General features: G+C 70.0%; 21 protein-coding genes. 13 read left to right on the top strand and 8 right to left on the bottom strand.

From position 1 onward, the window contains the following. Positions 1-84: 84 nt before the first annotated feature. Both G5B46_RS16775 and G5B46_RS16780 read right to left on the bottom strand, forming a co-directional pair. The gene (locus tag G5B46_RS16775; protein WP_165260531.1) at positions 85-1,107 is read right to left on the bottom strand and encodes an HWE histidine kinase domain-containing protein; all 1,023 of its coding nucleotides are present in this window, start codon (positions 1,105-1,107) and stop codon (positions 85-87) included. 85 nt (positions 1,108-1,192) lie between these two features. Next, complete coding sequence (locus tag G5B46_RS16780) at positions 1,193-1,372, bottom strand: hypothetical protein (protein ID WP_101719805.1); 180 nt, start codon at positions 1,370-1,372, stop codon at positions 1,193-1,195. Between the two features lie 502 nt (positions 1,373-1,874). Between G5B46_RS16780 and G5B46_RS16785 the strand changes: the two genes are divergently transcribed. Next, positions 1,875-3,512 (top strand): pectate lyase, encoded by a 1,638-nt coding sequence (locus G5B46_RS16785; protein WP_165260533.1) that lies wholly within the window; start codon positions 1,875-1,877, stop codon positions 3,510-3,512. Between the two features lie 112 nt (positions 3,513-3,624). On the opposite strand, the gene G5B46_RS16790 is transcribed toward G5B46_RS16785, so the two are convergent. Beyond that, on the bottom strand, positions 3,625-5,136 hold the full coding sequence (locus tag G5B46_RS16790; RefSeq protein ID WP_165260535.1) for a DUF885 domain-containing protein: 1,512 nt from the start codon (positions 5,134-5,136) through the stop codon (positions 3,625-3,627). Between the two features lie 57 nt (positions 5,137-5,193). Beyond that, positions 5,194-5,514 carry a helix-turn-helix domain-containing protein gene (locus G5B46_RS16795; RefSeq protein WP_165260537.1) on the bottom strand — a complete coding sequence of 107 codons (321 nt, stop codon included), beginning with the start codon at positions 5,512-5,514 and terminating at the stop codon, positions 5,194-5,196. A gap of 84 nt (positions 5,515-5,598) precedes the next feature. On the opposite strand from G5B46_RS16795, the gene G5B46_RS16800 reads away from it, so the two are divergent. From G5B46_RS16800 to G5B46_RS16810, 3 genes are all read left to right on the top strand, one after another. Beyond that, positions 5,599-5,946, top strand: coding sequence for a putative quinol monooxygenase (locus G5B46_RS16800; RefSeq protein ID WP_165260539.1), 348 nt, complete (start codon positions 5,599-5,601; stop codon positions 5,944-5,946). Positions 5,947-6,228: 282 nt separating this feature from the next. Then, positions 6,229-6,807, top strand: a complete 579-nt coding sequence (locus G5B46_RS16805) for a hypothetical protein (RefSeq protein WP_165260541.1) — start codon at positions 6,229-6,231, stop codon at positions 6,805-6,807. 345 nt (positions 6,808-7,152) lie between these two features. Then, positions 7,153-8,979 (top strand): glycoside hydrolase family 9 protein, encoded by a 1,827-nt coding sequence (locus tag G5B46_RS16810; protein WP_205691724.1) that lies wholly within the window; start codon positions 7,153-7,155, stop codon positions 8,977-8,979. Between the two features lie 218 nt (positions 8,980-9,197). Here the strand turns inward: G5B46_RS16810 and G5B46_RS16815 are convergent, their stop codons facing one another. After that, a complete protein-coding gene (locus tag G5B46_RS16815) occupies positions 9,198-9,626 on the bottom strand; it encodes a DUF6491 family protein (RefSeq protein WP_165260543.1) in 429 nt (142 codons plus the stop codon). Between the two features lie 67 nt (positions 9,627-9,693). Beyond that, entirely contained in the window at positions 9,694-10,101 is a 408-nt protein-coding gene (locus G5B46_RS16820; RefSeq protein ID WP_165260545.1) for a MerC domain-containing protein, read from the bottom strand. A gap of 298 nt (positions 10,102-10,399) precedes the next feature. Here G5B46_RS16820 and G5B46_RS16825 point away from each other — a divergent pair, with 298 nt between their 5' ends. Next, complete coding sequence (locus G5B46_RS16825) at positions 10,400-11,863, top strand: catalase (protein WP_165260547.1); 1,464 nt, start codon at positions 10,400-10,402, stop codon at positions 11,861-11,863. Between the two features lie 88 nt (positions 11,864-11,951). Here the strand turns inward: G5B46_RS16825 and efp are convergent, their stop codons facing one another. Continuing rightward, the gene (efp, locus tag G5B46_RS16830; RefSeq protein WP_165260549.1) at positions 11,952-12,518 is read right to left on the bottom strand and encodes an elongation factor P; all 567 of its coding nucleotides are present in this window, start codon (positions 12,516-12,518) and stop codon (positions 11,952-11,954) included. 138 nt (positions 12,519-12,656) lie between these two features. Here efp and epmA point away from each other — a divergent pair, with 138 nt between their 5' ends. From epmA to G5B46_RS16845, 3 genes are all read left to right on the top strand, one after another. Continuing rightward, positions 12,657-13,709, top strand: a complete 1,053-nt coding sequence (epmA, locus tag G5B46_RS16835; RefSeq protein WP_165260551.1) for an EF-P lysine aminoacylase EpmA — start codon at positions 12,657-12,659, stop codon at positions 13,707-13,709. Between the two features lies 1 nt (position 13,710). Continuing rightward, positions 13,711-14,085, top strand: a complete 375-nt coding sequence (locus G5B46_RS16840) for a hypothetical protein (protein WP_165260553.1) — start codon at positions 13,711-13,713, stop codon at positions 14,083-14,085. Positions 14,086-14,154: 69 nt separating this feature from the next. Then, positions 14,155-14,595 (top strand): VOC family protein, encoded by a 441-nt coding sequence (locus G5B46_RS16845; RefSeq protein WP_165260555.1) that lies wholly within the window; start codon positions 14,155-14,157, stop codon positions 14,593-14,595. Positions 14,596-14,671: 76 nt separating this feature from the next. Here the strand turns inward: G5B46_RS16845 and G5B46_RS16850 are convergent, their stop codons facing one another. Beyond that, positions 14,672-15,547 carry a LysR substrate-binding domain-containing protein gene (locus tag G5B46_RS16850; RefSeq protein WP_165260557.1) on the bottom strand — a complete coding sequence of 292 codons (876 nt, stop codon included), beginning with the start codon at positions 15,545-15,547 and terminating at the stop codon, positions 14,672-14,674. 128 nt (positions 15,548-15,675) lie between these two features. Between G5B46_RS16850 and G5B46_RS24735 the strand changes: the two genes are divergently transcribed. The 5 genes from G5B46_RS24735 (at position 15,676) to G5B46_RS16870 (ending at position 19,779) form a co-directional block, all read left to right on the top strand. Beyond that, positions 15,676-15,801 (top strand): hypothetical protein, encoded by a 126-nt coding sequence (locus tag G5B46_RS24735; RefSeq protein ID WP_276308972.1) that lies wholly within the window; start codon positions 15,676-15,678, stop codon positions 15,799-15,801. Between the two features lie 239 nt (positions 15,802-16,040). Then, complete coding sequence (locus G5B46_RS16855) at positions 16,041-17,081, top strand: lysine-2,3-aminomutase-like protein (protein ID WP_165260595.1); 1,041 nt, start codon at positions 16,041-16,043, stop codon at positions 17,079-17,081. A 4-nt stretch (positions 17,082-17,085) separates the two neighbouring features. Further along, the gene (locus G5B46_RS16860) at positions 17,086-17,847 is read left to right on the top strand and encodes a pseudouridine synthase (protein ID WP_165260559.1); all 762 of its coding nucleotides are present in this window, start codon (positions 17,086-17,088) and stop codon (positions 17,845-17,847) included. A 232-nt stretch (positions 17,848-18,079) separates the two neighbouring features. Then, positions 18,080-18,316 carry a BA14K family protein gene (locus G5B46_RS16865; RefSeq protein WP_165260561.1) on the top strand — a complete coding sequence of 79 codons (237 nt, stop codon included), beginning with the start codon at positions 18,080-18,082 and terminating at the stop codon, positions 18,314-18,316. Between the two features lie 140 nt (positions 18,317-18,456). Then, on the top strand, positions 18,457-19,779 hold the full coding sequence (locus G5B46_RS16870) for an efflux RND transporter periplasmic adaptor subunit (protein ID WP_165260563.1): 1,323 nt from the start codon (positions 18,457-18,459) through the stop codon (positions 19,777-19,779). Positions 19,780-19,789: the final 10 nt, after the last annotated feature.

Below are 19,789 nucleotides of genomic sequence, written 5' to 3' on the forward strand. Positions count from 1 at the left end.
GCCCCCGTTTCCTGTTTCAGCCCCCGCCTGAATGGCAAGAACTTGCGGCAGGAAAGCGTCACAGCACGGCGGAGGTTTCAGCCCTCAGGCCTGCAGCGCCATGAAGGCGTCGACCTTGTCGAGGGCGCAGAGCGGCGCGCGGATGGTGCAGACCAGGCCGCCCGGCCGGTAGTCGAGCTCGACCTGCCCGTCCAGTTCGCTGGCCAGGGCCAGCTCGATGATCCGCGAGCCGAAGCCCCGCCGCGAGGGCCGCGCCACCGGCGGGCCGCCGCGCTCGGTCCAGCTGACCAGCAGCTGGGCGCCCGGCTGCGAGGTCCAGCGCACCGTCACCTCGCCGCCCGGAACCGACAGGGCGCCGTACTTCAGGGCGTTGATGGCCAGTTCGTGGAAGGCCAGCGCCATGACCACCGCCGGCTTGGGCGAGACCATCAGGTCGGGGCCGGCGACCAGCACATCGTGGTCGGCGTTGCGATAGGGCCGCACCGAGCCCTCGACGATCTGGCGCAGGCTGGCGGCGGCCCAGTTCTCGTCGGTCAGCACGTTGTGGGTGGCGGCTATGGCCATCAGCCGCCCCTCGAAGGCCCGCCGCACGGCCGGGTCGACGCCGGCGTTGCGCAGCGACTGGGCGGCGATCGACTGGACGATGGCCAGGGTGTTCTTCACACGGTGATTGAGCTCGTTGACCAGCAGCTGACGGTGACGCTCGGCCAGCATGGCGGCGGTGACGTCGCGCGAGGCGGCCAGCACCCGCACCACCCGGCCCGCCTCGTCCAGCACCGGCGAGACCGTGGTGTCCCACCAGCGGACATTGCCCTTGGCGGTGGGGCACAGGGCGCGGAACGAGGAGGAGCCGCCGGCCAGGGCCCTGTTCAGGGCGTCCTCGACGACGGGGCGGCTTTCGGGGGGCCACATGTCGGGCCAGTAGCGGTCGCGGTTGCGGCCTTCGAAGTCGTCGATCTCGAAAAGCTCGCGACCGCGAAGGTTCATGTATTCGATCGAGCCGGTCAGGCTGATGACGCGGATGCAGTCCTGGCTGGCTTCCAGCACGCTGTGGAAATAGGCGCCGGCGCTGGCCAGCACGCCCTCGTCCGTACGGTCCTGCCCCATGCCCCCTCCGTCGCTCGGCTCGCTGCGGAGCCCGCGTTGCGCGAGGTCGCGACGGTCGTCAGGGACGCGTTCGAGCGGGGCCGCCTCAGCAGGCGCCGGCGGGTGCGTCTTCGGCGCAGGCTTCCATCAGTCCGACCATGGCGGCGGTGATCCGCGAGGTCTGGGCCATGCGGCGAAGGGCTTCGCGGGCGTGGGCGCTGTCGGCGATCTCGGCCTGACGCTCCAGCCGTTCGGCTTCCCTGAGATGATCGTTTTGGCTCGGCATGGTTCGATTCTTTACTGCGAATGAACGTCGTTCTCCATGCGACCGCGCGACGCAGGCCGAAGGGATTTGTTAACGCTCTCAGCCAGTTAGGTGCATAGGCACATATGAAAACACCCCCGGGTCCTTGGGACCCGGGGGTGTCGTCCTGTTCCCCAACAGGACGGCGTCGCCCGCTGCCTTTCCGGCGCGGCGGCGTCGCCTCATGAACCGATGGTGGTCATTTGTTGGATATCGCCTCCTGAGACAACGCGGCGGCCTGTCGCACACGTCCCAGGGGAATTTTCGGCAAGGTTCGCCAACAGCGCGCTTGCCAAGTATGACACCGGTGGACATTGTGTCGTCCAAACACGCGCCGGGCCAACGGCGGCAAGGATTCGAGGCTTTTCGCCTCGACGGGGAAGGAAACCAAGGCGCAGCTTGGAAACGAGCGTCGCGACCAGCACCCGGACCCTGCCGCCTGCGTCCCCGCGTCGCGCCCGCCCGCTCTGGAGTTCATGCGTCGATGCCGCTCAGCCCCCTCACCCGCCGCCGCCTGATGGCGACCTCCGCGGCCGCCTTCGCCGCCGCCGCGGGCCTGGCGCCCTTCAAGGCCCTGGCGGCCGAGGCGCCGAGCAAGGAGGCCGCGCTGGCCACGATGAAGCGGGCTACCACCTTCATGGTCGAGAAGGTCGCCTACCAAGGCGGCTACGTCTGGAGCTACCTGCCCGACTTCTCGCGCCGCTGGGGCGAGATGGAGGCCTATCCGACGATGATCTGGGTGCAGCCGCCCGGCACGGCGACCATGGGCCACCTGTTCCTCGACGCCTATCACGCCACCGGCGACGAATATTACTACGAGGCCGCCAAGCAGGTGGCCGGCGCCCTGATCAAGATCCAGCACCCGGCCGGCGGCTGGAACTATCTGGGCGACCTGGCCGGCGAGCCGTCGATCCGCAAGTGGTACGACACCATCGGCAAGAACGGCTGGCGGCTCGAGGAATTCCAGCACTACTACGGCAACGCCACCTTCGACGACGCCGGCACGGCCGAAAGCTCGCAGTTCCTGCTGCGGCTCTATGTCGAGAAGAAGGATCCCGCCTTCAAGCCGGCGCTCGACAAGGCCATCCAGTTCGTCCTCGACAGCCAGTACCCGGTCGGCGGCTGGCCCCAGCGCTTCCCGCTGAAGGACGAGTTCCACCATCACGGCCGGCCCGACTACACCGGCTACATCACCTTCAACGACGACGTGGCCGGCGAGAACATCGAGTTCCTGCTGATGGTCTGGCAGGCGCTGGGCGACCCGCGCGTGCTGCCGGCGGTGAAGAAGGCGATGGACTGCTTCGTCGCCTGCCAGCAGCCCCTGCCCCAGGCCGGCTGGGGCCTGCAGCACAAGGTCTCCGACCTCAAGCCGTCCGGCGCGCGCACCTACGAGCCCGAGGCCTTCGCCACCCACACCACGGCCGCCAACATCACCGCCTGCATGGGCTTCTACGAACTGACGGGCGACCCGAAGTACCTGGCGCGCCTCGGCGAAGCCCTCGACTGGCTGGAGACCACCAGGCTGCCGGTCGAACACCAGAAGGGCCGCCAGTTCCCGACCTTCGTCGAGATCGGCACCAACAAGCCGCTGTTCGTGCACCGCACCGGCAGCAACGTCGTCAACGGCCGCTACTATGTCGACGGCAATCCCGAGAACACCGTGGCCCACTACTCCTCGTTCCGGGGGGTCAACATCCCGGCCCTGCGCAAGCGGCTGGAGACGCTGAAGGCCACCCCGCCGGAAGTCGCCAGCAAGGCCTCGCCGCTGAAGGGCGGCCGCCAGGCGCTGCCGAAGTACTTCACGCTGAAGGACGTGTCGGTGTCGGACCTGAACGTCGGGGCCCTGAAGGGCGACGCCACGGCCGGCGCGCCCGACAAGGCCGCGGGCCTGATCGCCGCCCTCAACGAGGCCGGCTGGTGGCCGACCGAACTGAAGGCGACCAGCAATCCCTATATCGGCGACGGCTCGCCCACCCCGGCCCCTGGCGACTTCAGCCGCACCCATGTGGGCGACGCCTCCGACACCTCGCCCTACGTGACCGACAAGCCGAAGATCGGCATTTCGACGGGCAGCTACATCGAGAACATGGTGACGCTGCTGAAGTACGTCGGGGCGGCGTAACCCGCCTTCGGCGGCCCCCTCAGTCGCTACGCGACAGCTCCCCCAAGGGGGGAGCATCTGGAGCGATAGATCCTCCCCCTCTGGGGGAGGTGGCCCGGAGGGCCGGAGGGGGTCAGCGCGGCGCCAGCATCGCCAGCGGCAGGGTCCCGCGATCCAGCACGCGGCCGTGGAACTCGCGCAGGGTCCCGCCCCACGCGCGGCGCAGACGCGCCAGCTCCAGCCAGTACATCCCCTGCCCCGCCGCGGCGCCTGGCGCGATGGCGGCGCGTTCGACCTCCTGGGCGAAGGGCGCGAAGATCACCGGCGCGCCCTGCACGTCGGCAAGGAAGGCCATGGCCCGCTCGGGCGTCCAACCCTCCAGGTGGATGCCGATGTCCATGCGGGCGCGGGCGGCGCGGAACAGGATCCAGTACAGGCCGCCGATCTCGGCCAGGGGCTGGCCTTCGAAGGCGCCCATCTCCCAGGCCAGATGCTCGGCATAGACGGCCCAGCCCTCCATCGCCGCCGGGCAGGCCACGCGCGAGCGATAGGGGTGCGCGCCCGACAGCTCTTCCTTGGGGATCTGCAGCATGTGGCCGGGCAGCACCTCGTGATGCACCACGGCCGGCAGGCTCCAGCTGGGCCGGTCGCGGATGCGCTTGAGATCCACATAGTAGGCGCCGGGCTTCTTGCCGTCCGCCGACGGCAGGTCGCGATAGCCCTGTCGGCCCGCGGCCTCGTCGGCGGGCGACATGCGCCGCACCGACACGGCGTCGACCGCGCCGGGCAGGTCGCCGAAGGCCTGGGACAGGCGCGCGCGGGCCTTGGCCAGCCACGGCGCCATGTCGGCGATGGCGCGGTCGCGACCCGCGTCGTCGTCGGAATACAGGTAGCGCTCGTCGGCCATCAGCGCCCGCAGGCGCTCGCCCACCCCGCCCTGGCTGAGGCCCTGAGCCCTCAACAGGGCGTCGGCGCGGGCGTGCAGGCTCTTGATGGCGTCGTCCAGCCGGCGGCGGGCCTCGACGGGGGCCATGGGCGCGCCCAGCTGGGTCTTCAGCATGGCGGCGTAATAGGCCTCGCGGTCCTTGAAGCGCACGCCGGCGGCGGTTCCCGCGCGGGGCTTCAGGGCCAGCAGGGCTGCGCGCTGGCCGTTCAGCGCGCCTCCCACCGACGGCGAGGCCTTCGACCGCGCCTCGACCAGGGCCTTGTCCAGGCGATCGATCAGGAAGGCGGGGGGAACGACGCCGGCGTCGGCGTCCTTGCGGATCCGGTCGGTCTCGGCCTGGATGCGCGCGACCATCGCCGGCGCGGCGTCGCCCCAGGCCTCCGAGGCCTTCTGCCAGGCGCCGGACCGGGTGGTGACGACATAGGGACCCGCCGCGCCCGCGCCGAACGGAAAGCGGCGGACGAGGTCGGCCTCGGCGGCGGCGGCGATGCGCACGGCGTCGTAATCGAGCCGGGCCTTAGGCGACAGAGTCTGGGGGTCGAGAGCGGACAGGGCCGTGAGCCTGTCGGCCGCCGTCCCGCCCTTGGCGAAGCCGTCCAGCAGGACCTTCAGCGCCGCGTCGCCTTCCTGGGCGGCCAGGGCGGGGCCGGCGGCGAGGCTCGCGCCGGTCAGCAGCATCATCGCGCGCCGATCGATCATCTCCGGCCCTCCCTCTTGTCTCGTTGTCCCCTGTCGTAGCGGGAAAGACACCGGTGTCTAGAGGGCGCCGTCCTCGGCTGCGACCAGGGCCAGCAGGCCGGGAAAGCGCGCCTCGATCTCGTCGCGGCGCAGTTGGGCCGCCCGGCTGTTGCCGCGGTCGACCTGGCGGATCAGGCCGGCCTCGCGCAGCACCCGGAAGTGATGGGTCAGCGAAGCCTTGCTGACCGGCAGGCCGAAGGAGACGCAGGTGCGCTCGGTCAGCGGCTCGGCGCGCACCAGTTCTGCGATCACGCGGCGCCGCTGCGGATCGGCCAGGGCGGCCAGCAGGGCGCCCAATTGCATCTCGTGCGGTTCGGGGTGGCCTTCGGCGTCGGGCATCGGATCTCCATGACAAAGGTAAGGATTGAACCATACCTTCAAAGAGCTTTAGGTAAGGACATATCCTTACCTATGAGGTTCGCCATGTCCAACACCCCCTTTGGTCCGCCCCTGCCGGACGCCGACGAGACCGGCCCCTACGCCCTGGCGGGCTCGGCCCGCGCCCGTCCCGGCATGGCCGACCAGCTGGAGGCGCGACTGGTGTCGCTGGTGGCGCCGACGCGCCAGGAGGCGGGCTGTCTGGCCTATCACGTCCATCGCGACCGCGCCGATCGCGACCTCTTCGTCTTCTACGAGGCCTGGAGCGACCGGGCCGCGCTGATGCGGCATTTCGAGGAGCCCTACATCATCGGCTTCCTGGCCGACCGCGCCGACTATCTGGACGGCGAGCTCGACGTGCGCTGGCTGAGGATGAGCAGCCCCCTCGCCTAGCGATACGCACTGGGTGCAGCCGCGCACGATACATTCATAGATTGCAAAACTGATGAATTCTCCCGAAGGTGCCGGCGGCGCCTTCGGGGGGCGACCACCACGTCACGCCGGCGCCGGCGCGCCCGTTTCCGAACGGGCGGCCCGGCCGTCTCCCCCACAGCGCCACCCCGTCTTCGAGGTCGCCCGTCGCGCCCGAAAGACCCAGTAGCCAGTCCGCGTCCGCGTCCAGCCAACCGCGCGCGGTCCGTGTCGGCCGCCGCCCATCCGTGGAGGTACGACCCGATGACCCTGACCACTCGCCGCTCCCTGATCGCCTCGGCGGTCGCCCTGGCCGCCGTCGCGGCCTCGCCCGCTTCCGGCGTCACCCAGCCGATCACCCCGCGGATCTCAGAGGCCGAGGTCATCGCCGCGGCGGAAGCCTGGGGCAAGGGCCTGGTGTCGATCTCGGTCGCCTATGACGGTAACGAGAACAACTTCGAGAAGGCCAAGGCCGTCGCCAGCGCCTTCATCGACAAGGCCTACGGCTATGACCTGGGTCCGGTGCTGTTCAAGCCGACGCTGACCCGCGAGCCCCAGACCTTCCGCAAGAACAAGGTCGGCGCCATGGCCTATTTCGTCGGCCACGACAAAGCCTATCCCTATGACGACGGCTTCGCCCTGCTGCCGTGGCGCAGCGTGACCTACAAGCCGGTCGGCATCCAGATCAACGGCGCGGTCGCCAGCACCATGGGCCGGCTGGAACTGCGCGACGCCGACGGCAATCCGACCGTGGTCGACAAGACCTGGGTGTTCAAGAAGGACGAGCGCGGCGCGCTGCGGATCATCGTCCACCACTCCTCGCTGCCGTTCGTGGGCTACTAGGGTCGGTACGCAATCGGCCGAGGGCGACAAGTCATCTGTTTCGGTAACTTATGGCGGTTGTCATCCCGGCCGCAGCGCAGCGTAGCGTCGGGATCTCCCACAGTTCAGAACCTGCCGACGTGGGAGATCCCGGCTCTACGGTTCGCTGGCGCGCGCCTCCGGCCGGGAAGACACGCTTCTTTGCATGCCCGTTGAGTCCAGACCCCAGGCGCCGACCGGCGCGCACGTTCCGCCGGGACCGCGCGCTGGATCCCCACCCACACGTGACAACGCTGTCAGATATCGCCTAGGGTCTCGCCGGGACGCGCAAAGACGTCCATCTGTTTCGCGTCCCGGAGGAAGCCCTTGCCGCACCGTTCGATGCCCGCCCTGCTGGCGGCGACCGCGCTGATCGCCCTCGCCTCGCCCAGCCTCGCGGCCGAACCGCTCGCCCCGATCCGCCTGAACCAGGTCGGCGTGCTGGAAAGCGCGGGCAAGCTGGCCGTGCTGCCGGAGGCCTCGACCGCGCCCCTGGCCTGGACGCTGGAGGACAAGGACGGCCACGTCATCGCCAAGGGCCAGACCCGCGTGGTCGGTCCCGACGCGGCCTCGGGCGAAAGCCTGCATCAGATCGACTTCTCGGCCGCGCCGGCCGGTTACGGCTATCGCCTGAAGGTGGGCCAGCGGGCCAGCCGGCCGTTCGCGGTCGACGCCCATCCCTATGCGCGGCTGAAGCGCGACGCCCTGGCCTTCTTCTACCAGAACCGCAGCGGGATCGCGATCGAGGCCAGGAACGGCGACGATCCGAAACTGGCCCGCCCCGCGGCCCACGCGCCCGACCGCGCCACCTGCTTCAACGGCCAGGACCAGCGCGGCCAGGTCTGGGCCGGCTGCGGCTATGAGCTGAACGCCAGCAAGGGCTGGTACGACGCCGGCGACCACGGCAAGTACGTCGTCAACGGCGGCATCGCCGTCTGGACGCTGGTGAACTATCACGAGCGCCTGGCGGCCCGGGGCAAGACGCCCGACTTCGCCGACGGCGCCCAGCGCATTCCCGAGGCCGGCAACGGCGTCTCAGACCTGCTGGACGAAGCCCGCTGGGAGCTGGAGTTCCTGCTGCGCATGCAGGTTCCGCCAGGAACGACCATGGCCCTGCCGGTCGGCAAGCAGGGCCAGGGGCCGCTGGCGCTGACCGACGTCGACGCTTCGGGCATGGCCCACCAGAAGCTGACCGACGCCTACTGGACCGGGATCCCGACCGCCCCGCACGAGGATCCGGCGCCGCGCTACCTGTTCCACCCGACCACCGGCGCGACCCTGAACCTGGCGGCCGTCGCCGCCCAGTGCGCGCGGGTCTGGAAGGACGTCGACCCGGCCTTCTCAGCCCGCTGCCTGAAGGTCGCCCGCGCCGCTTTCGACGCGGCGCGGCGCAATCCGGAGATCTACGCCCACAGCCAGTTCAACGGCGGCGGCGGCTATGGCGACGGCGAACTTTCCGACGAACTGTTCTGGGCGGCGGCCGAACTGTGGGCGACCACCGGCGAGGCGGCTTATGGCGAGGTCGTGCAGGCCTCGCCCTACATGCCCGCCGCCGGCAAGGCGTCAGAGGCGCCCGGCTGGGGCTCGACCTCGACGCTGGGGGTGATCTCGCTGGCCCTGTCGGACAAGGTCCCGGCGTCGGTGCGCCAGGCCGCCCGCGCGGGCGTGACGACCGCCGCCGACAAGTACGCCGCCGAAGACCAGCAGGCCGGCTATCGCCTGCCGGACGCGGGGACGCGCTATGTGTGGGGCTCGAACGGCGTGATCATGAACCGCGCCATGGTGCTGGGCCTGGCCTACGACTTCACCGGCAAGGCCGCCTATCGCCAGGCCGCCGCCGACGCCATGGACTACGTGCTGGGCCGCAATCCGCTGGACCAGTCCTACGTCACTGGTTGGGGCGCGCGGCCGATGAAGCATCCGCACCACCGCTTCTGGGCGGGCAAGGGCAAGTACCCCGCCCCGCCGCCCGGCGTGATCTCGGGCGGCCCCAACAACACCGCGTTCAGCGACGACGTGGCCAGGAAGATGGAAGGCAAGTGCGCCGCCCAGACCTGCTGGACCGACAGCATCGACGCCTTCACCCAGAACGAGGTGGCGGTGAACTGGAACGCCCCGTTCTTCTGGGTCGCGGCGTTCCTGGATGAAGGCTGAGGCGGCGGCCTAGCGACGGTACTCAATTGGCCGAGGGCAATGAGTTATCTGTTTCAATAGCTTATAGCAGTTGTCATCCCGGCCGCAGCGCAGCGGAGCGCCGGGATCTCCCACAGTTTTCGAACCTGCCAACGTGGGAGATCCCGGCTCTACGGATCGCTGACGCGCTCCTCCGGCCGGGAAGACACGTTTCTTTGCACGCCAATTGAGGCCAGACCCTAGCGACGGCTGGCCGTGGACAGCGCCTTGATCTCGCCGGAGCTGAGGCGACGCACCTCGGACACGCGGCAATGCTGCGGACCGGCCGCGGTCTTGGCGACGACGTCGGCCATCTCGCCGGGGCAGACCAGGTCGCTGCCGCTGGAGCGGACGTTGATCTTCTCGGCGGCGTTCAGGCCGTCGCAGTCGCTGGCCAGGCTCAGCTGATAGATGCCCTGGGTCGACTGGACATAGACCGTCTTGGCGCCGGCGCGGTTGGCCCCGGCGATCACCGCGCCGTTGAAGCACTGGCGGGCGTTGTCGCGCGGCAGCATGCTCGAATAGGCGGCTTGCTGGGCGGCGTGGTCGAAGACCTGGCCATTGTCGGCCAGGGCGGGCGCGGCGCCGAGAACCAGGGCGGCGCAGGCGATGAAGGACGCGGACTTCATGGGCGGACCTCGCGACTGTCTTTTCAGTTGCGACGATAGCTCAGCCTCGACCGTTGCGAAAGCGGGCTCAGCCTTGTGCGGCCGGCTCCAGTTCGGCCTGCTCGGCGCACGAACAGATCCGGGCGTTGAACAGGTGGACGCCGGCCAGCGCCAGCCCGCCCAGGCTGGTCAGGGCGGCTTCGGCCCAGTCGGCCATCGGCGCGAAGGCGCCGGCCGCCATCAGCGACAGGCCGGCGGCCGCCAGGGCCACCATGCCCGGCCGACGCCAGTTGCCCGAACGCGCCAGGGCGAAGACCGAGATCGGCGCGGCCATGGCCAGGAACAGCGGGTGCAGCCACTCGGCGTGCGACAGGTTCGCCGCCAGCGGCAGCAGGGCGGCCATGGCCGGAACGGCCAGGCAGTGCACCAGGCAGAGCCCCGAAAGGCCGATCGCAGCGCCGTCTAGACCCCGTTGCAGGTGGGTGTGGCGGGCCATGGGGTACTCCGGTAGCGAACGGTCGGGGCGACTTAGATGTTATTACATAACACTCAATCAAGAGGGCGAGGCTGAATTTTGTCGGCGACGGTGTCGCACCCCCTCCCCCTCAGTCGCTCCGCGACAGCTCCCCCAGAAGGGGAGCATCTGGGCGCGATAGATCCTCCCCCACAGGGGGAGGTGGCCCGGAGGGCCGGAGGGGGCCCCGGCTTGCACCTTCTGAACGACGCGATCGTTCAAGCCCCCGACCGGCGCCATCGGCGAGGCTCGCCGCCACGCAACGCCCCCGGAGACCGCCATGTCGGACGCCCGTTTTTCCCGCGCCAACGGCGCGCCCGTGCAGGACAACGTCAACATCGAGACCGCCGGCCCGCGCGGTCCGGCCCTGCTGCAGGACATCTGGCTGCTCGAGAAGCTGGCCCATTTCGACCGCGAGGTGATCCCCGAGCGGCGGATGCACGCCAAGGGCTCGGGCGCCTACGGGACCTTCACGGTGACCGGCGACATCACCCGCTTCACCAAGGCCAGGCTGTTCTCGGAGGTGGGCAAGGAGACGCCGGTGTTCCTGCGCTTCTCGACCGTGGCCGGCGAGCGCGGGGCGGCCGACGCCGAGCGCGACATCCGCGGCTTCGCGGTGAAGTTCTACACCGAGGAGGGCAACTGGGACCTCGTCGGCAACAACACCCCGGTGTTCTTCTTCCGCGACCCTCTGCGCTTCCCCGACCTCAACCACGCGGTCAAGCGCGACCCGCGCACGGGCATGCGCAGCGCCCAGAACAACTGGGACTTCTGGACCCTGCTGCCCGAGGCCCTGCACCAGGTGACGATCGTGATGAGCGAGCGCGGCCTGCCGCGCGGCTATCGCCACATGCACGGCTTCGGCAGCCACACCTTCAGCTTCCTCGACGCCGCCAACGAGCGAACCTGGGTGAAATTCCACTTCCGCAGCCAGCAGCCGATCGAGAACCTGACCGACGGCGAGGCCGAGGTGCTGGTCGGCAAGGACCGCGAAAGCAGCCAGCGCGACCTGTTCGAGGCCATCGAGCGCGGCGAGTTCCCGCGCTGGACGCTCTACGTCCAGATCATGACCGACGCCCAGGCCAAGGCCTTCCGCTTCAACCCGTTCGACCTGACCAAGGTCTGGCCCAAGGGCGAGTTCCCGCTGATCGAGGCGGGCGTGCTGGAGCTGAACCGCAATCCGCAGAACGTCTTCGCCGAGGTCGAGCAGGCCGCCTTCACCCCGGCCAACATCGTGCCGGGCATCGGCTTCTCGCCCGACAAGATGCTGCAGGCGCGACTGTTCTCGTACGGCGACGCCCAGCGCTACCGGCTGGGGGTGAACCACGTGCACATCCCGGTGAACGCGCCCAAGTGCCCCTATCACAGCTATCACCGCGACGGGGCGATGCGGGTCGACGGCAATCTGGGCGCCACCCCGACCTACTGGCCCAACAGCCGCGGCGAATGGATCGACCATCCGCACATGGCCGAGCCGCCGCTGGCGATCGAGGGCGCGGCCGCCCACTGGGATCACCGCGTCGACGACGACCACTACCAGCAGCCGGGCGACCTGTTCCGGCTGATGGACGCGAGCCAGAAGCAGGCCCTGTTCGACAACACCGCCCGCTCGCTGGGCGGCGCCAGCCTCGACGTGCAGCAGCGGCACGTCGCCAATTGCAGCAAGGCCGATCCGGCCTACGGCGCGGGCGTGGCCGAGGCCCTGGCCCGGCTGGCCCCGCCCCAGACGGCCGCCGCCGAGTAGCGGCCGCGCCAGGGCGGCGACCAAGAAAAACCCCGGCGGCCTTTCGGTCGCCGGGGTTCTTCAATTTCGAACGTGTCGAGAAGGACGATCAGTCCTTGGCGCGTTCCATGTACGAGTTGTCCTCGGTCAGGATCACGACCCGGGTGCCGGTGGTGATGTACGGCGGGACCGTGGTCTTGATGCCGTTGCTGAGGATGGCCGGCTTGTACGACGAGCTGGCGGTCTGGCCCTTCACCGACGGTTCGGTCTCGACCACTTCCAGCACCACGGTGCGCGGCAGGTCGATGGCGATCGGCACGTCGTCGTGGGTCGACAGGATCACGGTCATGCCGTCCTGCAGATAGGCCGCGGCGTCGCCGATCACGTCCGGGGTGGCCACGACCTGGTCGTAGGTTTCCGGGTTCATGAAGTGATAGCCGTCGCCGTCCTGGTACAGGAAGGTGTGGTTGCGGTCGTCGACGAAGGCGCGCTCGACCTGCTCGGTGGTGCGGTAGCGTTCCGACACCTTCACGCCGTCGCTGATGCGGCGCATGTTGAGCTGGGTCACCGGGGTGCCCTTGCCGGGGTGGATGTTGTCGACGGTCAGGACGACATAGAGCTTGCCGTCCATGTCGACGACGGCGCCCTTGCGGAGCGAGCTGGCGGCTACCTTCACGTGAGAGTCCTTGAAGATCGGGCGACGGCGCGGATGAACGCGCGCGCGTGTATTGCAGATGAATCCGTGTGCCCCTCTATAGCGAACGGGGCTAGATCGCCAGCCCTTCCGTCGTTTCGCCCCTTCCAGAGGCCCCAAGTGTCAGCCCCCACGCCTTCTCCCTGGTGGAGCCCCGGCAAGCACCAGGACCGCCGCCCCTTCCTGCTGGCCCGCAACCGGATCACCGCGGCGGTGCGCGACTGGTTCGCGGCCCGCGACTTCCTGGAGATCGACGCGGCCTGCCTCCAGGTCTCGCCCGGCAACGAGGCGCACCTGCACGCCTTCTCGACGCAGGCCGTCTCGCTGTCGGGCGAGCGCGCCGAGCTGCACCTGCACACCTCGCCGGAATTCGCCTGTAAGAAGCTGCTGGCGGCGGGCGAGCAGCGGATCTTCAGCCTGGGCAAGGTGTGGCGGAACCGGGAGCGCGGCCCCCTGCACCATCCGGAATTCACGATGCTGGAGTGGTACCGGGTCGGCGAGCCCTACGAGACCCTGATGGACGACTGCGCCGCCCTGCTGGCCCTGGCGGCGCGGACGGCCGGGACGACGCTGTTCAGCTTCCGGGGCTTGGACTGCGATCCCTTCGCCGCGCCCGAACGGCTGACGGTGGCCGACGCCTTCATGCGCCACGCCGGCGTCGACCTGCTGGGCAGCCTGGGCGAAGGCGGACAGACCGACCGCGACGCCCTGGCGGCCTCGGCCACGGCGGCGGGCGTCCGCGTCTCGGCCGACGACACCTGGGCAGACGTGTTCAGCCGCGTCATCGTCGAGAAGGTCGAGCCCAATCTCGGGATCGGCCGTCCCACCGTGCTGTGCGAGTACCCCACGGCCGAGGCGGCCCTGGCGCGCCCGAAGCCCGGCGATCCGCGCGTGGCCGAACGCTTCGAGCTCTATGCCTGCGGGGTCGAGCTGGCCAACGCTTTTGGCGAACTCACCGACGCGGCCGAACAGCGCCGCCGGTTCGTCGCCGAGATGGACGAGAAGCAGCGCGTCTATGGCGAGCGCTATCCCATCGACGACGACTTCCTGGCCGCCCTGGAGCACATGCCGGCCGCCGCCGGCTCGGCCCTGGGCTTCGACCGCTTGGCGCTGTTGGCCACCGGCGCGCGGCGCATCGACGAGGTGCTGTGGGTTCCGGTGGCGGAGGTTTGACGTGATGCAACGACGCGTGTTGATCGCGCTCGCCCTGATCGCCGTCGTGGCCCAGGCCTGCGGCCCCGACGCCCAGGATCGACGGCGGGCGCAGGCGCGCGAGGCCGTTCGCGCCGCGGGCTTTGCCGACGCCCAGTTCCAGCGTGGCCAATCCCCCACCCAGCTTAGCCTCTGCAAGGTGGGCCAGACCCGCAACCGCGGCTGGGCCTTCCACTGGCGGACGGAAGAGGCCTCGGGCCTGTACTGCGCCCGCGACGACGGAAGGCCCGACGAGATCCTTCTGCTCGAAGGCGCCCGGCCGGCCGCCCCGGCGGGCGGGATACCGGTCGTCGAGGCCTCGGCCGCCGCGCGAAGCCTGGCCAGGACCGTGCGCTGACGCGCTGTCGACAGATCGTCGTTCTCCTGCGCTAGTTTCCCCAAGGGAAACATGTCCAGGGAGGACGCCATGAAGATCGTTACCAGCCTGAGCTTCCAGGGCGAGTGCCGCCAGGCCTTCGAGTTCTACGCCCAGGTGCTGGGCGGCAAGGTCACCGCCGCCTTTCCGTTCGGCGAGGGCCCGGCCGACATGCCGGTCGACCCGAAATACAAGGACTGGCTCATGCACGCCTGGCTCGACGTCGGCGACCAGTCGCTGATGGGCGCGGACATGCCGCCCGAGTTCGCCCCCAACATCGACAAGCCCAAGAACGGCTTCGACGTCACCTTCCATACGCAGGACGCGGCCGAGGCCAAGCGGGTGTTCGAGGCCCTGTCCGAAGGCGGCAAGGTCGGCATGCCGTTCGCGCCCACCTTCTGGTCGCCGGGCTACGGCAGCCTGACCGACAGGTTCGGCATCCCGTGGATGGTCAACACGATCCCGGGCGCAGACTGGGCGCCGGGGCAGTAAGGTCGGCGCTCCTAAAATTCGTCATCCCGGAAGGCCCGCAGGGCTTATCCGCGATGACGACGGCGGGGATTGGCGGCTAAGCCTCCCGCCCCACCTCGGCCAGCAGCCAGTCGCGCACCTTGAGGATCCGCGCGAGCCGGGGCGCGTCGGCGCGCCAGACGACGTGGTGGCCGGTCTCGACCTCCACCTCGCCGGCGAAGGGCCGCACCAGCCGGCCGTCGCGCAGATCGCGTTCGGACAGGCCTTCGCGGGCCAGGGCGACGCCGATGCCCTGCGCGGCGGCGTCCAGCATCACCGAGGTGTCGTCGAAGGCGATGCCGGTGATCATCTGCGGCGGCTCCAGGCCCATGCCCCGGAACCAGACGGCCCAGTGCACCCCGGTGTGGCGCAGCAGCGGCACGGTCAGCAGGTCCGCCGGACCGCTCATCGGATGCCGGTCCAGAAAGCCCGGCGAGCAGACCGGAAACAGCCGCTCGCCCAGCAGCGGGATCGACTCCAGCCCCTCCCAGGGCCCGCGGCCGAAGCGCAGGGCGATGTCGACGCCGTCGGTGCGCAGGTCGGCCTTGCGGTCCTCGATGCGCAGTTGCATGTCGGCCTCGCCGGTGTCGGCGGCCAGGCGCGCCAGGCGCGTGACCAGCCAGCGGCTGGCGAAGGCCGAGGTGGCGCTGATCACCAGCGGCCCCGCCAGGGTCTGGCGCGCGGTCTGCACGCCGGCCTTGAGGATCGACAGCGCCTCGGCCACGTGCTCGGCCAGCCGCCGGGCGGTGGGCGTGGGGGCCATGTCGTTACCCTCGCGCCGGAACAGCACCGCGCCCAGTTCCTCCTCCAGTTTGCGGATCTGCTGGCTGACGGCGCCGTGGGTGACGTTCAGCTCGTCGGCCGCCCGGCTGTAGCCGCGATGGCGATAGGCCGCCTCCAGGGCGACCAGGGAGCCGAAGGGCGGAAGTCGCATGCGCACCTCACTTGTTAGCTGAACTCACAACTTTAGCCAGAAGCCATCGTTCGTAAAGCCGGCTGGAATTTGAGATCGTCTTCCTGCGGCCGCCCTTCTCCGCCACCGCACCTAACAGGAACAAGACGATGAAACTGCTGCTCGTCGGCGGCGCCCTGGCGCTCGCCCTGATGGGCGCGCTCGACCGCGCGCCCTCCTCGCCCTTCAGCCCCGAGCCCTGGCCCGGCAGCGTGCCGATCCACAGCCCGCGGTGAGGGCGCCCCCGCCTGCCTGTATTTCTTCCCGTCATTCCCGCCCCTGTGGCGGGAAACCCTGGTTCCGCACGCACTTGAAGCGCAAGCGGATCGCCAGCGATCCGCCCCTCCCGCCCCTGCGGCTGACAGAGGGCTTCCCGCCACCAGGGCGGGAATGACGGGAGATAAGGAGATCGTAGCGCTCCGATCCCCAGATTTGCCAACCTCGCCCGTTCGGCGCATATCCCGCAGCGATCATGATCGCCGCCAAGAAGACCCTCCGCAGCGCCAGCGCCCTGGCCGACGCCGGCCTCGTCGCCGCCGACCGCCTGCCGGCGCTGGAGCGCGTGGCCGCCCAGTACGCGGTGGCCATCACGCCCGACATGGCCCAGCTGATCGACGAAGCCGACCCGTTCGATCCGATCGCCCGACAGTTCGTTGCGAACGAGGCCGAGCTCGTCACCCTGCCCGCCGAGTCCGAAGACCCGATCGGCGACTTCGCCCACAGCCCGGTCGAAGGGATCGTCCACCGCTATCCCGACCGCGTGCTGCTGAAACCCACCCACACCTGCGCGGTCTATTGCCGGTTCTGCTTCCGGCGCGAGATGGTCGGCCCCGAGGGCCTTTCGACCCTGTCGCCGGCGCAGCTGGACGAGGCCTTCGCCTATGTCGCCGCCCGCCCGCAGATCTGGGAGGTGATCGTCACCGGCGGCGACCCCTTCGTGCTGTCGCCGCGCCGCATCGCCGACCTGATGGACCGGCTGGAAGCGATCGAGCACGTCAAGGTCGTGCGCTTCCACACGCGTATTCCGTCGGTCGATCCGCAAGCCGTGACGCCCGAACTGGTCGCGGCGCTGAAGCGGAGCTCCAAGGCGGTCTATGTCGCCCTGCACGCCAACCACGCCCGCGAACTGACGCCGGCCGCCCGCGCCGCCTGCGCGCGCCTGGTCGACGCGGGGATCCCGATGATCGGCCAGACCGTGCTGCTCAAGGGCGTCAACGACGATCCCGAAAGCCTGGGCGCGCTGATGCGGGCGTTGGTCGAGACCCGGATCAAGCCCTACTACCTTCACCAGGGGGATCTCGCCCCCGGCACCAGCCACCTGCGCACCTCGGTCGAGGAAGGCCGGGCGCTGATGAAGGCCATCCGCGGCCGCTATTCGGGCCTGTGCCAGCCGACCTACGTGCTCGACATCCCCGACGGCCACGGCAAGGTGCCGATCGGCCCCAACTATCTCGACGACGGCGCGGTGGAAGACCCGCGCGGCCAGACCCACGCCTATCCCCCGAAAGCCGACTGACCCCATGGCCTGGACCCGCACCTACGACGAGGCCGAGCCTCAGCGCGTCAACAAGTGGCTGGCCCAGAGCGGGGTCTGCTCGCGCCGCGAGGCCGAGGCCCTGATCGGCCAGGGCCTGGTGACCATCGACGGCGAGGTGGTGGAAGACGCCGGCCGCAAGATCCAGCCCGGCCAGACCCTGGTGCTGAACGACGGCGCCACCGCCAAGCTGGGCGCGGCGATGACGGTGATGATCCACAAGCCCGTCGGCATCGTCTCGTCCCAGCCCGAGGGCGAGCAGATTCCGGCCGTGCGCCTGCTGACCAGGGCCGCCCAGTTCGGCCAGCCCGGCCCCGTGCCCGGCCGCGACAGCAAGCTGGCCCCGGTCGGGCGCCTGGACATGGACTCGCGCGGCCTCTTGATCCTCTCGGAGGACGGCGTGGTGGCGAAAGCCGTGATCGGCCCGGAATCGACGCTGGAGAAGGAATACCGCGTCCGGGTTCGCGGCGAGCTGACCCGCGAGAAGATCGACTGGCTGCGCCACGGCCTCGAACTCGACGGCCGCAAGCTCAAGCGCGCCGTCGTCGACCGCCTGGGCCAGGAGACCCTGCGCTTCGTGCTGACCGAGGGCCGCAACCGCCAGATCCGCCGCATGTGCGACCTGGTGGAGCTGGACGTCATCGACCTGTTCCGCCACCGCGTCGGCCCGATCGAGCTGGGCGACCTGCCCGAAGGCCGCTGGCGCCCGCTGACGCCCGCCGAGCGCGAGGCGCTGATCAGGGGCTGAAGCTTGCTGCGTCCTTCGAGGCCCGCTTGCGCGGGCGCCTCAGGATGAGGAAGTCAGTGCGATGAGCCCCTCATCCTGAGGTGCGACCCGAAGGGGAGCCTCGAAGGACGCAGGGCCTTCGCCCCACTCCCGCCACGGCGTGTTGCAAGTTCGCCTAAAGCCGTTTCAAAGCCGCAACATCGTCGCGACGTGACGTTGTTAGCCAGTCGATCCCAATACACTGGAGATCGACATGAAAGTCGTCGTCACCGCGCTCGCCCTCGGCGCCCTCGCCCTGTCCAGCCCCGTCCTCGCCCAGGGTCACGATCGCCACGACACCCCGGCGCCGCGCCACGAGCAGGCCAAGCCGGGCAAGGAAAGCAAGCAAGCGCGCCACGTGCGCGTCTGCAAGGCCAAGTACCGCTCCTACGACGTCAAGCGCGACGCGTACCGCGGCCAGGGCGGCCGATGGATCAAATGCCGCCTCTAGCAGTTTAGCTTGAGCGTCGGGTCGCCAGGGTCGGCGACCCGACTTTTCGTGCATCGCTTACGCTTACGCCGGGGTCCTCCAGGGACGACGGCTTTTTCGACCATCTTCGCCGCCGCACCGTCCGCGCCCAGAGGCCGTCCATGACCGAACCCCGCCCGTCCCTCGCCGTCCGCAAGCCCAGCCGCCGGGCGCGGATCATCGGCGGCGCCGTCGCCCTGGCCGCGCTGGCCGGGGTGGGCGTCCTGGCCTGGACCCTGCTGAGCGGTGGCGGGGGCGGCGGCGACATGGGCCCCGGCGGCCCCGGCGGACCCGGCGGCCCGGGCGGTCCCGGCGGCGGCCGTCGCGGCGGTCCGGCCAGCACCGTGGCGGTGGCCACGGCGGCCAAGGCCGACCTGCCGGTGGTGATCGAGGCGCTGGGCACGGTGACCCCCGCGGCGACCGTCACCGTCAAGCCGCAGGTCTCGGGCGTCATCACCCAGGTGCTGTTCCGCGAGGGCCAGATGGTCCAGGCCGGCCAGACCCTGGTGCAGATCGACCAGCGGCCGTACCAGATGGCGCTGATGGAGGCCCAGGGCAACCTGACCCGCGACGAGGCCCAGCTGGCCGTCGCCCGCCTGACCCTCAAGCGCTACCAGACCCTGCTGGAGCAGGACTCGATCGCCCGCCAGGAGGTCGACACCCAGGCCGCCACCGTCAAGCAGCTGGAAGGCACGGTGATGAGCGACCGCGCCGCCGTCGGCACCGCCAGGCTCAATGTCGGCTTCTCGCGCATCGTCGCCCCGGTCAGCGGCCGCGTGGGCCTGCGCGTCGTCGACGTCGGCAACTACATCGCCTCGGGCGACGCCAGCGGGGTGGCGGTGATCACCACCCTGTCGCCGATCGACGTCGAATTCACCGTCCCGCAGGACGACGTGCCGCGCATCTCGCAGCGGGTGTTCGGCGGGGCCACCCTGCCGGTGACTGTGCTGGACCGCACCCGGGTCAACACGCTGGACCAGGGCACGTTCTCGACGCTGGACAACCTCGTGGACACCGGCACCGGCACGGTGAAGGGCAAGGCCCGCTTCCCCAACAGCGGCGGCAAGCTGTTCCCCAGCCAGTTCGTCAATGTCCGCATCCAGCTCGACACCCTCAAGGACGCCGTGGTCGTGCCGGCCACCGCCGTGCGCCAGGGCTCGGACGGCGCCTTCGTCTGGAAGCTGAAGGACGACCAGACCGTCACCAAGACCAAGGTCGTGACCGGCCAATCGACGACGACCCAGGTGGCGATCACCCAAGGCCTCGCCGTCGGCGACAAGGTCATCACCGAGGGCGGCGACCGCCTGACCGAAGGCGGCAAGGTGCAGCTGCCGGGCCAGGCGGCCCAACGTCAGGGCGGACAGCGCGGCGAGAAGGGTCAGCGCGGCAAGCGTCCGGAAGGCGCCCCTCCCGGCGGCGGTGAAGGCCGTCGGCGTCCGGAATAACCGGACGTCC

The organism is Caulobacter sp. 602-2 (genome assembly GCF_011043625.1).
Taxonomy (GTDB): Bacteria; Pseudomonadota; Alphaproteobacteria; order Caulobacterales; family Caulobacteraceae; genus Caulobacter.

Bases quoted from the DNA above. Each gene is read 5' to 3' on its own strand.
- G5B46_RS16865 (WP_165260561.1), top strand. From the start codon at position 18,080: ATGAAAGTCGTCGTCACCGCGCTCGCCCTCGGCGCCCTCGCCCTGTCC.
- G5B46_RS24735 (WP_276308972.1), top strand. From the start codon at position 15,676: ATGAAACTGCTGCTCGTCGGCGGCGCCCTGGCGCTCGCCCTGATGGGC.
- G5B46_RS16825 (WP_165260547.1), top strand. From the start codon at position 10,400: ATGTCGGACGCCCGTTTTTCCCGCGCCAACGGCGCGCCCGTGCAGGAC.
- G5B46_RS16775 (WP_165260531.1), bottom strand. From the start codon at position 1,107: ATGGGGCAGGACCGTACGGACGAGGGCGTGCTGGCCAGCGCCGGCGCC.
- G5B46_RS16820 (WP_165260545.1), bottom strand. From the start codon at position 10,101: ATGGCCCGCCACACCCACCTGCAACGGGGTCTAGACGGCGCTGCGATC.
- G5B46_RS16780 (WP_101719805.1), bottom strand. From the start codon at position 1,372: ATGCCGAGCCAAAACGATCATCTCAGGGAAGCCGAACGGCTGGAGCGT.
- G5B46_RS16785 (WP_165260533.1), top strand. From the start codon at position 1,875: ATGCCGCTCAGCCCCCTCACCCGCCGCCGCCTGATGGCGACCTCCGCG.
- G5B46_RS16790 (WP_165260535.1), bottom strand. From the start codon at position 5,136: ATGATCGATCGGCGCGCGATGATGCTGCTGACCGGCGCGAGCCTCGCC.
- G5B46_RS16805 (WP_165260541.1), top strand. From the start codon at position 6,229: ATGACCCTGACCACTCGCCGCTCCCTGATCGCCTCGGCGGTCGCCCTG.
- G5B46_RS16800 (WP_165260539.1), top strand. From the start codon at position 5,599: ATGTCCAACACCCCCTTTGGTCCGCCCCTGCCGGACGCCGACGAGACC.
- G5B46_RS16870 (WP_165260563.1), top strand. From the start codon at position 18,457: ATGACCGAACCCCGCCCGTCCCTCGCCGTCCGCAAGCCCAGCCGCCGG.
- G5B46_RS16860 (WP_165260559.1), top strand. From the start codon at position 17,086: ATGGCCTGGACCCGCACCTACGACGAGGCCGAGCCTCAGCGCGTCAAC.
- G5B46_RS16845 (WP_165260555.1), top strand. From the start codon at position 14,155: ATGAAGATCGTTACCAGCCTGAGCTTCCAGGGCGAGTGCCGCCAGGCC.
- G5B46_RS16850 (WP_165260557.1), bottom strand. From the start codon at position 15,547: ATGCGACTTCCGCCCTTCGGCTCCCTGGTCGCCCTGGAGGCGGCCTAT.
- G5B46_RS16795 (WP_165260537.1), bottom strand. From the start codon at position 5,514: ATGCCCGACGCCGAAGGCCACCCCGAACCGCACGAGATGCAATTGGGC.
- G5B46_RS16815 (WP_165260543.1), bottom strand. From the start codon at position 9,626: ATGAAGTCCGCGTCCTTCATCGCCTGCGCCGCCCTGGTTCTCGGCGCC.